Origin of the sequence: Pseudomonas sp. Colony2 (assembly GCF_019382755.1) — a bacterium.
Classification (GTDB): Bacteria; Pseudomonadota; Gammaproteobacteria; order Pseudomonadales; family Pseudomonadaceae; genus Aquipseudomonas.
The window spans coordinates 2,969,240-2,979,378 of the sequence record NZ_CP080030.1 but is presented as its reverse complement, the minus strand read 5'-3'; the positions used below and the strand labels follow the sequence as shown (position 1 = coordinate 2,979,378).

The window sequence follows — 10,139 nt, the reverse complement described above, 5'->3', positions numbered from 1 at the left end:
GGGCAGCGTCTTCATATGCTCGATGGTAATCGTCAGCCTTTCGACCAGCCCCGCTTCGGCATTGAACTGCCATTCATACACCCCGCACCCAACCCGGGCTTCGCCGGAGTTCTTGTCGGACATGCCCACCAGCCATTTGCACTGATAGGTTTTGGCCCCCGCCTGCGGTGGCTGCCCCAGGCAAAACGTATAGACGTTTTCAAAGGTCTGCCCGAACCGCCTCACCAGCACATCGCCGATGCCGCCCATCCCTTCGACGTGGGGCGGAAACGAGATGGACCCGGTGCGCACCACCATGTCCAGGATTGCCTCGGGAACAAACGCCCGGCTGAGCAAATGCGGGCGGTTGCCGTCCTTGGCGAGTATGTAGTGCTGAATCGCGAGTTGAGCAGTGTTCATGGTTTTTCCGTCGATTCCCTATCAAGTAATGCTTAGGCCTTCTGGATCAGCTCTCAGAGGTAACAACAGGCTCATCACCGGACTCGGCAGCCAGCTTCAATCGGTCTGCCTTGCTGATGTATTTATCCTTTTTGGCCGGTGCCAATTTGGCGCTGGCCTTTTTGGCCTTGGCCTTGAACAGCTGCTGTAGTTTTTTTTGACGATTCATGTTTTCTATCCGGTGTGTAATCAGTGCTTGCCGGCGTGATTATCCATCTTTCATGCCTTTATCGAAGCAGATTTAATTCACGGCACTCCACAGCGCCACCGCGGTCTGTCCCTATACGCCTCTATTCTCGCCCAGCGGAGCCACCATGATCATCGTCCACCACCTCAACAACTCCCGTTCGCAACGCATCCTGTGGCTGCTCGAAGAACTCGGCCTGCCCTACGAGCTCAAGCGCTACCAGCGCGACCCGAAAACCAACCTCGCGCCCCCTGAACTCAAGGCGATCAATGCCCTGGGCAAATCACCGGTGATTCAAGACGGTCCCCACGTGGTGATCGAGTCCGGCGCCATCATCGACTACCTGATTCGCCGCCATGGCAACGGCCGCCTGCAACCGGATCCGGCCACTGCAACCTATGACGAATACGTGCAATGGCTGCACTTCGCCGAAGGTTCGGCCATGCTGCCACTGATGCTCAACCTGTACGTCGGGCGCCTGGGTGACGCGGGTGCGCCGTTGCATCCGCGTATCGAATCCGAGGTGGCGAACTACCTGGGTTATCTGGACAACGCACTGGGGCTCACGCCGTACCTGGTGGGTGACGAATTGACCGGCGCGGATATCCAGATGAGCTTCATCGGCGAAATCGCCCGGGCCCAGGGCAAGCTGCAGGCCTACCCGAATGTGGCGGCGTGGGTGCAACGCTTTCAGGAACGGCCGGCGTATCGCAAGGCGCTGGAACAGGGTGGCGCATACGCGTTCGCGAAGTAAAAGGCCAGGCGGTTTCGGCGGGTGTTCATCTGTATTGCGTTAATCCCCGGGATGAGGATTACTGTAGGACGCATCCGGCATTGAGATAACACAGCATGTTCGAACTCGCCCCCATCCTGACGTATGTCGCCGTGGTCATCGGCCTTTTCCTGATTCCCGGCCCAGCTGTGCTGCTGGTGATCACCCGCACCCTCCAGGGTGGGCGCAAGGTCGGGATTGCCACCGGGCTGGGGGTGGCCTCGGGCGACCTGATCCATACGCTGTGCGCGGCGCTCGGCCTGTCCGCCATCCTGATGACCTCGGCCGTGGCGTTTAACGTGGTCAAAATCGTCGGTGCCTGCTACCTGATCTACCTGGGCATACGTGCGTTTATGGCCAAGCCTGGCGCCACCACGCGCAAAGACCTGCCCACCGTGACCTCCACCCAGGCGTATTTCCAGGCGGTGGGTGCCGAAGTGCTGAACCCGAAAACCGCGATTTTCTTCCTGGCCTTCCTGCCGCAGTTTATTCACCCGGAATCCGGTTCTTCCCTGGCGCAGTTCGCGGTGTTGGGGTTGATCTTCTCGGGGCTCAGTGCGGTGTACACCACGCTGATTTCGGTGGCGATTCGTCCGTTGAGCCAATGGATGGTGGGCCTTTCAAGGCTGCGCCGTTGGGAGGGGAAGATCATTGGGACGTTGTTCATGGGATTGGGGCTGAAGATTGCTTTCCAGCAGCGTTAATCGGTTGCAAACCGCTGCCTTTTAACCCGGTACATCTCACCATCCGCGTGACTGAGCAGGCTGTCGGCATCTGCTCCATCCGCCGGGTAAAACGCTACGCCGATACTGCAGGACGGCATCTTGACCGCGCCAAACTCAGCGCTCAGGGGCTGGGTCATCACCGCAACTATCTGCTGCACTTTGGCCGACACGGCTTCCGGTGATTGAATATCCGTCAGCAGCACGGTGAATTCATCCCCGCCCATCCGGGCCACCAGGTCGCTCTCACGCACACACCCTTCCAACCGTCGTGCAATCACGCAAAGCACGCGGTCGCCCACGGCATGCCCGTGCACATCATTGATGGCCTTGAAGTCATTCACGTCCAGAAACAGCAAGGCCAGAGGACTTTTGTGGTGGTGAGCGGCTTGCAGGGCCTCGTCCAACCGGTCATTGAACAGCGAGCGATTGGTGAGGGCCGTCAACGGGTCGTGATGGGCGAGGAAACGCAGCTCTTCCTCCGCCTGCGTCAGGGCGGTTACGTCCCGCGCAACACCGATCCGCGCCCCCACTTCCTCGGACCAGAAGGCCGCCCACAGAATGTGCACCACGCTGCCATCCTTGCGGATATAGCGGTTGCGGAAGTCGACGTGGGGCTTGCCATTCATGACCCGCACAATCGACGCCCGGGTGCGGGCCAGGTCTTCAGGGTGCATGTAGTGGGTGATCAGGGTGCCGGTCAGTTCCTCGGCGCGGTACCCCAGCAGCGCTTCGCAGGCATCACTCACAAACACGATCTGATTTTCACTGTCGACCACGAACACCGTATCCAGCATCAAGTGGATCAGTTTGGGATAGAGGGCTTGCAGGTCAACGGGCATAGGTCTGGGGAGCGTCTGGTTCGGATTGGGCGATCATAGCCCGATCCCGAAGGATGGCGAAAAGGAATCATAGCGGCCCGCAGAATAGCCCCCGGCAATGTTGCTGCGCCAACTGCGTCGCCACCAGCAGGCTGCGCCACCCTTCAAGGTCGTAGGAGAGCGCCCGCCAGAGCAGCCACGGCCAATAGTCGCAGAGGTGGAACACGCACCAGATCATTCGACACTCGGTTTTTATAATGAACGAATGATTGCTATGCTGAACACCCGGCGACAAAGCGTCAACCCATTTATGGATGATTTGAAGAACAAATGACCGACATAACGAACAATCTCAATCCAAGCCGAATCGACCTGCTGGCCCTGTCGATCAAGCGCGAACGCCAGGCTGCGGGGCTTTCATTGACTGAACTGGCAAAACGCGCAGGCGTGGCGAAGTCGACCTTGTCCCAGCTGGAGTCCGGCATCGGCAACCCCAGCATCGAGACCCTGTGGTCGTTGGCCACGGCGATGGGCTTGCAGGTGACCCGGTTCTTCGAACAACCCCAGCAACACCTGCGGGTAATTCGCGCCAACGAGGGCCTGACCACCTATACCGAAACCGGCCACTACGCGGCCACACTGCTTGCGGATTGCCCGGCGGGCGTGCGTCGCGATATCTACCGGCTAAAGGTACAGCCGGGCGAAGCGCGCCTGTCTCAGCCCCACCCTGCCGGCACCGTCGAGCACGTGCTGCTGTGCAGCGGCAGCGCGAATATCGGCCCGGCCGGTGCGCCTGTGCTGCTGCACGCCGGCGACTACATCAGCTACCTGGCGAATGCGCCCCATGTGTTCGAAGCACTTGAGGCGGATACCACGGCGGTGATGGTGATCGAACATCCCTAAGCCGCGGGGATGTGCCCTCAGGCATGGATAGGCAGGGCCAACCCGAACAGCACAAAAAACCCGCCGCAGACTTTATTGAATCGGCGCCCGGTTCGCGCCAGCCAGGGCCGTACCCGGTGCGCGGCGCTGGCCACCAGGTACTCGACGATGAACTCCACCACGGCGTAGGTCAGGGCGATGGTGAGCGTCTGCGCAACGATGCTCCGGTGCGGGTCCAGGAACGGTGGAATAAACGCGGTGAACAGCAGCAAGGCCTTGGGGTTTGAGATCGCCGATACCAGCCCCTGGCGGAACAGCGGCCAGCTCCGCGAGCTGGTAGTGCCGGTCGCCTCAAGGCTGACCGGTGCCGCCCGCCACAGCCCGAAGCCCAGCCAGATCAGGTACAGCCCACCCGCCACCTTCAAGGCCGTGAACAAACTGGCCGATGCCTGGATCAGCGCACCCAACCCCAACGCACACAGCGCCAGCACAATCGCAAAACCGAGCACGCCGCCACTGATGGTGAACAGCGTTTTGCGGCTGCCGTGAAGCGCACCGTGGGTCAGCGCCAATAACGCATTGGGCCCTGGCACCACCGCGATGCCGAAGCAGGTAACCAGGTAAAGCAACCAGGTATCAAAGGGCATGGATCCGATCCAGAAGGTGTTGGTTCAAGGCAGAATGTTGCGGGTGAACAAGCGTCCATGAAAAGCGCATAATTCAGGCCTTAGCCATTCGATTAACGAATAGAGGTCAGCGCGATGCCCGCCAGCGATTTGCAACTCGATTGGCTCAAATGCTTTGTGGCCGTGGTGGATGCCGGCTCGTTGTCTGGCGCCGCCCACGAGGTCAACCGCTCGCAGTCCGCCGTCAGCATGCAGATGAAGAAACTCGAAGCCGCCCTTGGACGACAGCTCTTGAGTCGCGGCCCGAGGCACCTGCAACTGACTGCCGATGGCCAGACGCTGCTGAGCTACGCCCGGCGCATGCTCGCCCTGCACGCTGAAACCCAGGCGGCGTTTCACGGTGAAGAGCTGACCGGGCGCATCCGCCTTGGCGTTGCCGAAGACTACGCGGCCCGGTACCTCACGCCGCTGCTCAAGCGCTATTCGCCGCGCTACGCCGGTGTGGAAATCGAACTGACCTGTGAACAGTCGACCACGCTGATCCCGCAGTTGCGCAGCGGCGATCTTGACCTGGCGCTGGTGTCTCGGGACTCGCCCCAAAGCGGCACATTCCTGTTCAAGGAGCCCATGGTATGGGTAGGTTCACCGCAGTTCGAACTGTGGCGGCGCGACCCGATCCCCATCGCCGTCTACGAAAGCGCAAGCCTCGCCCGGCGGTATGCGGTGAACGCACTCACCCAGCAAGGCCGCGAATTCAAGGTGGTGTACAACAGCTCCAGCCTTGCCGGCCAGGTGGCCGCTGTCGAGGGCGGGCTCGCGATTGCCGCGATTACCCAATGCACCGTGCAGGATTCGCTTCAGGTACTCGGTGACGAGCACGGTTTGGGCAGCATTGAGCCCATGGAGGTTTCGATTCTGCGTAGCCGGGCGTCCCGCGGGTCCAAGGCGGTCAATAGCCTGCATGCGTTCATCATCCGGACGCTGAGGGCTCAGCCTTAGTGGGCAGAGCGTTTCGGCACAATCATCGAGCGCTTCGGCGCAGTGCAGTGCCTACGCGCTGTTTAGGATCAAGGCTCAAACCACGCCTGGACACCACCGCGATGAAACTCAAAGCACTTGCCCCCGCGATCACCCTGATCATGGCCGCCAGCGGACACGCCGCCAGCTTCTCACTCAACAGCCCGGACATTGCCGACCAACGCCCGCTGACGCACCTGCAGGAATTCAACGGCTTCGGCTGCAGCGGCGGCAACACCTCCCCTGCCCTGTCCTGGGCCAACGCCCCGGCGGGCACCAAAAGCTTTGCCATCACCGTCTACGATCCCGACGCACCGACCGGCAGCGGCTGGTGGCACTGGACGGTGGTGAACCTGCCCCCCTCCGTCACCCAACTGCCGAGTAACGTGGGCACCCACCTGCCGGCCGGGGCAGTGCAAGGCCGCACGGACTACGGCCAACCCGGCTTCGGCGGCGCCTGCCCGCCCGTGGGTGATAAACCGCATCGCTATCAATTCACCGTGTGGGCGTTGAAAGTCGCCACCCTGCCGATCGACAATCAATCCAGCGGCGCCCTGGTCGGCTACATGCTCAATGCCAACAGCCTGGCCAAGGCCACAATCACGGCCCCTTACGGACGCTAGTCACGATGGATGTTCACGAAGGTCTGCGGCACCGGGAAAGCATCATCGAAAGCTGCGTGATCAGGGCCCGGCAACACCATACCCTGCAACGTGTGCCGATCTTCATGACCGCCCTGTGCCGCGTGCGCCAAGGGCAAAAACTGATGCAGTGGGATGAGCGCGAAATGCGCGCCGGCCCACAGCACCTGATTCTACTGCCGGCGGGCCGCGAGCTTGGGGTGACCAACTTTCCCGGTGCCCAGGGTGACTACATCGCTGATGTGGTGTCGTTTCCGGTGCCGGTGTTGCGTAACTTCGTTGCCCGGTATGGCGCGCAGTTCAAGGGCAGCATGCATGCCGACCTGTGCGTACGCCTGGACAAACAGACCCGACAAGCCTGGGACCAACTGCTGACCGCACTGAGCACCGGCGCCCCGTCGGCCTTGTGCACCCACTATGGCGAGGCCGTGTTGCTCTGCCTGTGCCTGGCCGGCCAGGCGGGACCGTTGCTGATGGATCGCAACGACCCCTTGAGTGAACGCGTGCAGCGGTTGATCGGCAGCAACCTGTCCAGGGACTGGACCGTTGCCACGGTCGCGCAGCAGTTGAATCTGGGGGAGTCGACGTTGCGTCGGCAGCTGGCCAATGAGGATGCGAGCTTCAGGGCCATCCTGGAAAATGTTCGGCTGGGGGCGGCGTTGCAACAGCTGCAAACCTCCAGGGATTCCATCGGGGAGATTTCCAGTGCGTGCGGGTATGCGTCGGCGTCGCGGTTTGCGGTGAGGTTCAAGTCACATTATGGGCTTTCGCCGCGCTCATTGCGGGCGGCGATGTGAGGTACACACTACCTGAGTAGCCCGTAGCCTGTGGCGAGGGAGCTTGCTCACGCTGGGCCGCGCAGCGGCCCCAAAAAATGGGCCTGCTGCGCAGTCCAGCGGGAGCAAGCTCCCTCGCCACAGGTACTTCGCGGTTATTGAAGCGCTTTGGCAACCGCATCAAAGGCAAACATATCGTCGATCACCTTGCCACCCGTGGGTTTGGTCTGCGCCTGCCACACCACAATCACCACATTCCTGGTCGGATTGATGTAGAGGTACTGACCAAACGTACCGGCCGCCGTAAAGGCTTTATCCGCTTTGGAGGCGTCGGTCCAACCTGGCCACCACATGGACGCAAAGTCACCGTACGCCGCATCTGAACCGGTAGTCGCACTGGCAAAACTCAACCAGCCTTCAGGCAACACTTGCTGCCCACCGGCCTTGCCACCGCTAAGCACGAACTGCCCAAAACGCCCGTAATCCTCAAGCGTCGCGCTGATACCGCTGCCGCCCACTTCATTGCCATTGAGGCCGTCGAGCCACCACTTGGCATCGGTTTGCATGCCGTAAGGCGCCCAGATCTTCTCGCTCAGGTATTGCGTCAGTGGCTTGCCCACCGCAGCGCTCACCAGTTGCCCCAACACTTGAGTTTCACCGGTGCTGTAGTTGGTGCGAGTGCCAGGCGGCGCGGCGGTGGGCAGGCTGGCCATGAACTTGAGGAGCGACCCGGGCACTTGTTCACTACGCAGTTTGATCAAGTGGCGCTCGTCCGAGGTAGGGTCCGTGTATTGCTCGTTCCACTTGATCCCGGAGCGCATGGAGAGGATCTGGCGCACGGTGACCTGGTCGTAACCGCTACCGGCCAACGCGGGTAAATAACGGGTGACCTTGTCATCCAGGCTCTTGATGGAGCCGTCCTGCAGCGCCGCGCCTACGAGGGTCGAAGTGATGGACTTGGCCACCGACATCGACATCCACCGGGTGTCGGCGGTGTTGCCTTTTTCATAACGCTCATCGACGATCTTGCCGTCCTTGAGCACCAACAGCCCGGTTACCCGGTTGATCGCCACGTAGTCATCGAGGCTGTAATGCTTGCCTTTGTAGTCAAAGGCAACCGGCCCAAGTGGCTGGCTGCTACGGGGTAACGGGAACGGATGGCCGCCCGCCTTGATCGTGCGCGTCGGGAACAACCGGTCGGTATTACGGAAGGTAGTGAGGGCCAAGTCCTCGCTGAGCCTGCCGTCATAGATGGCCTGCACGTCGCCAATCGGTTCCTGTACATGGGGATAAGGCTCCGCGGGATCCGGGGTTGCCGCGCAGGCGGTCAACGACAGCGCGAGTGTCGACGCACACACCAACACGTGAAGCGCGCTGCGTTCAACCAGGGATGAAGAGCGATGAAGCACGGGCATAAGCACCTCTTTATTATTGTTTGATCGGCCTTGAAACGCTTCGGCACATCAGCAAAAACCGACATGCCTAGGCTCAGGATGCAGCGGGGGATTTTTTCTGGCGCGCGGGATCGGGCCGGATTACGCGCGGAGTCGGGCCATGGGCAATCGCGAGGGTCTACACGGAAGAGAACGCTCTACGCAGGCAGTCTTATCAACGAGACTGATGATTACTATCGAACCGGTCGCCTATTGGCTTACCAAAACCGATTCCTATAATCACCTCCACTTTCCCCCTCCCGTCTGTCCGCAGGCGAAATCTCCTCCCGGAACCCAACACCATGCCAAGCGCAAGCCGGGCCCCTAGCGGCCTCCCCGAACATAATCAACAAACCGTCCTGCAGCAGTGGCTGGCGATTCTCTCGGTGGCCGTGGGCGCCTTCGCCCTGGTCACCAGCGAGTTCCTGCCGGTAGGCGTACTCAACGACGTCGCCGCCGACCTCGGCATCAGCGCCGGCCATGCCGGCCTGATGGTCACCCTGCCCGGCATCATGGCCGCCCTCGCCGCCCCGTTGCTGTCGGTGGGCATTGGCGCCATGGACCGTCGCTACCTGCTGATCGGCCTGACCCTGATCATGATCATCGCCAACATGGTGGTGGCCTACGCCAGCGACTTCAGCCTGCTGCTGTTCGGCCGCGTGTTGCTGGGCATCAGCATCGGCGGCTTCTGGGCCACGGCCATCGCCCTCAGCGGCCGCCTGGCGCCCAAGGGCGTGGGCGTGGCGAAGGCCACCTCGATCATCATGATGGGCGTGACCCTGGCCACCGTGCTCGGCGTACCCGTCGGCACCTGGCTGAGCGGCCTGATGGGCTGGCGCATGACCTTCCTCGTCACTGCACTGGTGGGCATCCCGGTACTGCTGGCACAGATGTTCCTGCTGCCGCGCCTCGAACCGGAAAAAGCCATTCGCATCGCCGACCTGCCGGCCCTGTTCATCAACCCACAAGCCCGGGTTGGCTTGATCGCCGTATTGCTGATCGGCCTGGCCCACTTTGCCGCGTACACCTACGTCGCCCCGTTCTTCAAAAACAGCTCCGGCTTCGACGGCCCGACCATTGGCTCCCTGCTGCTGCTCTACGGCGTGGCCGGCGTAATGGGCAACGTCTTCGCCGGCTTCGCCGCCAACCGCAGCGTGCGCCACACCTTGCTGCTGGTCGCGCTGATGATCGGCACCAGCACCGCCCTGTTCCCCTACTTCGCCACCGGCATGAGCGGCGCCGTGATGCTGATCGCACTGTGGGGCTTTGCTTTCGGTGCCTTCCCGGCCTGCGCGAGTATCTGGATGTTCGTGGTTGCGCCCAAGGATGTGGAGCGTGGCATGCCGCTGTTCGTGGCGTTGTTCCAGGTGATCATTGCCGTGGGTTCGTTCTTTGGCGGGCAGATTGTCGACAAGATGGGGACGTCGGTGCTGTTGAGTTTGGCGACCGCGTTGGTGGGCGCCGGGTTTGTGACGGTGCTGGTGTTGGGGCGCAAGGTGAGTAATAGCCTGGCGGCTCAGCCTGCTTAATCGAGGAAAACGGGACTGATTGAATTCAGTCCCGTGGCTGGAGGCAGTGAGCACCGCACCTTGCTCCATTGCCTACAGTTGCGTCAGAATCCGCCGGCTTGTGCACCTGGGTGGGCGTCTCTAAGGTTGCTCGGTCGCTGAAAACTCAGTGATCGGGTTTAGTAGCCCGAGGTTAACTGCAAGTGCATTAGCTTCATCTGTCGGACGTCCTTGTCTGTGCTTGATGGTGGCTGTGCGCAGGGCGTCTTCGGACGCGCCGGCTTTTGTAGTTTCCCCGGTCTACTAACCTGCGTAC

General features: G+C 61.4%; 12 protein-coding genes. 7 read left to right on the top strand and 5 right to left on the bottom strand.

Translation table 11 applies throughout. From position 1 onward, the window contains the following. Both JV201_RS11890 and JV201_RS11885 read right to left on the bottom strand, forming a co-directional pair. On the bottom strand, nt 1-399 hold a 399-nt coding region (locus JV201_RS11890; RefSeq protein ID WP_219406953.1), incomplete at its 3' end, for a hypothetical protein. 46 nt (nt 400-445) lie between these two features. Further along, nucleotides 446-607, bottom strand: a complete 162-nt coding sequence (locus JV201_RS11885) for a DUF2986 domain-containing protein (protein WP_008434728.1) — start codon at nt 605-607, stop codon at nt 446-448. 145 nt (nt 608-752) lie between these two features. Here JV201_RS11885 and JV201_RS11880 point away from each other — a divergent pair, with 145 nt between their 5' ends. Together JV201_RS11880 and JV201_RS11875 are read left to right on the top strand one after the other, a co-directional pair. Further along, on the top strand, nt 753-1,379 hold the full coding sequence (locus tag JV201_RS11880) for a glutathione S-transferase family protein (protein WP_102368774.1): 627 nt from the start codon (nt 753-755) through the stop codon (nt 1,377-1,379). A 95-nt stretch (nt 1,380-1,474) separates the two neighbouring features. Beyond that, entirely contained in the window at nt 1,475-2,101 is a 627-nt protein-coding gene (locus JV201_RS11875; RefSeq protein WP_177019880.1) for a LysE family translocator, read from the top strand. On the opposite strand, the gene JV201_RS11870 is transcribed toward JV201_RS11875, so the two are convergent. Then, nucleotides 2,098-2,961, bottom strand: a complete 864-nt coding sequence (locus JV201_RS11870; RefSeq protein WP_008434731.1) for a sensor domain-containing diguanylate cyclase — start codon at nt 2,959-2,961, stop codon at nt 2,098-2,100. The two genes, JV201_RS11875 and JV201_RS11870, sit on opposite strands and share 4 nt — an antisense overlap. A gap of 309 nt (nt 2,962-3,270) precedes the next feature. On the opposite strand from JV201_RS11870, the gene JV201_RS11865 reads away from it, so the two are divergent. Then, on the top strand, nt 3,271-3,843 hold the full coding sequence (locus JV201_RS11865; RefSeq protein WP_008434733.1) for a helix-turn-helix domain-containing protein: 573 nt from the start codon (nt 3,271-3,273) through the stop codon (nt 3,841-3,843). Nucleotides 3,844-3,860: 17 nt separating this feature from the next. Here the strand turns inward: JV201_RS11865 and JV201_RS11860 are convergent, their stop codons facing one another. Continuing rightward, the gene (locus JV201_RS11860; protein WP_134326307.1) at nt 3,861-4,469 is read right to left on the bottom strand and encodes a LysE family translocator; all 609 of its coding nucleotides are present in this window, start codon (nt 4,467-4,469) and stop codon (nt 3,861-3,863) included. A 114-nt stretch (nt 4,470-4,583) separates the two neighbouring features. Here JV201_RS11860 and JV201_RS11855 point away from each other — a divergent pair, with 114 nt between their 5' ends. The 3 genes from JV201_RS11855 (at nt 4,584) to JV201_RS11845 (ending at nt 6,903) form a co-directional block, all read left to right on the top strand. Next, nucleotides 4,584-5,447, top strand: coding sequence for a LysR family transcriptional regulator (locus tag JV201_RS11855; RefSeq protein ID WP_177019879.1), 864 nt, complete (start codon nt 4,584-4,586; stop codon nt 5,445-5,447). Nucleotides 5,448-5,548: 101 nt separating this feature from the next. Next, nucleotides 5,549-6,088 carry a YbhB/YbcL family Raf kinase inhibitor-like protein gene (locus tag JV201_RS11850; RefSeq protein WP_177067591.1) on the top strand — a complete coding sequence of 180 codons (540 nt, stop codon included), beginning with the start codon at nt 5,549-5,551 and terminating at the stop codon, nt 6,086-6,088. A gap of 5 nt (nt 6,089-6,093) precedes the next feature. Further along, complete coding sequence (locus tag JV201_RS11845; protein WP_177028427.1) at nt 6,094-6,903, top strand: AraC family transcriptional regulator; 810 nt, start codon at nt 6,094-6,096, stop codon at nt 6,901-6,903. A 134-nt stretch (nt 6,904-7,037) separates the two neighbouring features. Here JV201_RS11845 and JV201_RS11840 read toward each other — a convergent pair whose 3' ends face one another. Then, nucleotides 7,038-8,297: a serine hydrolase gene (locus JV201_RS11840; RefSeq protein WP_219406952.1), complete on the bottom strand. Its 1,260-nt coding sequence runs from the start codon at nt 8,295-8,297 to the stop codon at nt 7,038-7,040. Between the two features lie 320 nt (nt 8,298-8,617). On the opposite strand from JV201_RS11840, the gene JV201_RS11835 reads away from it, so the two are divergent. Beyond that, nucleotides 8,618-9,844: an MFS transporter gene (locus tag JV201_RS11835; RefSeq protein WP_003209751.1), complete on the top strand. Its 1,227-nt coding sequence runs from the start codon at nt 8,618-8,620 to the stop codon at nt 9,842-9,844. Nucleotides 9,845-10,139 lie beyond the last annotated feature (295 nt).

What these genes read in the sequence shown, in the direction of transcription:
- JV201_RS11885 (WP_008434728.1), bottom strand. Translation starts at nt 607, where the DNA reads ATGAATCGTCAAAAAAAACTACAGCAGCTGTTCAAGGCCAAGGCCAAA.
- JV201_RS11880 (WP_102368774.1), top strand. Translation starts at nt 753, where the DNA reads ATGATCATCGTCCACCACCTCAACAACTCCCGTTCGCAACGCATCCTG.
- JV201_RS11875 (WP_177019880.1), top strand. Translation starts at nt 1,475, where the DNA reads ATGTTCGAACTCGCCCCCATCCTGACGTATGTCGCCGTGGTCATCGGC.
- JV201_RS11870 (WP_008434731.1), bottom strand. Translation starts at nt 2,961, where the DNA reads ATGCCCGTTGACCTGCAAGCCCTCTATCCCAAACTGATCCACTTGATG.
- JV201_RS11865 (WP_008434733.1), top strand. Translation starts at nt 3,271, where the DNA reads ATGACCGACATAACGAACAATCTCAATCCAAGCCGAATCGACCTGCTG.
- JV201_RS11860 (WP_134326307.1), bottom strand. Translation starts at nt 4,469, where the DNA reads ATGCCCTTTGATACCTGGTTGCTTTACCTGGTTACCTGCTTCGGCATC.
- JV201_RS11855 (WP_177019879.1), top strand. Translation starts at nt 4,584, where the DNA reads ATGCCCGCCAGCGATTTGCAACTCGATTGGCTCAAATGCTTTGTGGCC.
- JV201_RS11850 (WP_177067591.1), top strand. Translation starts at nt 5,549, where the DNA reads ATGAAACTCAAAGCACTTGCCCCCGCGATCACCCTGATCATGGCCGCC.
- JV201_RS11845 (WP_177028427.1), top strand. Translation starts at nt 6,094, where the DNA reads ATGGATGTTCACGAAGGTCTGCGGCACCGGGAAAGCATCATCGAAAGC.
- JV201_RS11840 (WP_219406952.1), bottom strand. Translation starts at nt 8,297, where the DNA reads ATGCCCGTGCTTCATCGCTCTTCATCCCTGGTTGAACGCAGCGCGCTT.
- JV201_RS11835 (WP_003209751.1), top strand. Translation starts at nt 8,618, where the DNA reads ATGCCAAGCGCAAGCCGGGCCCCTAGCGGCCTCCCCGAACATAATCAA.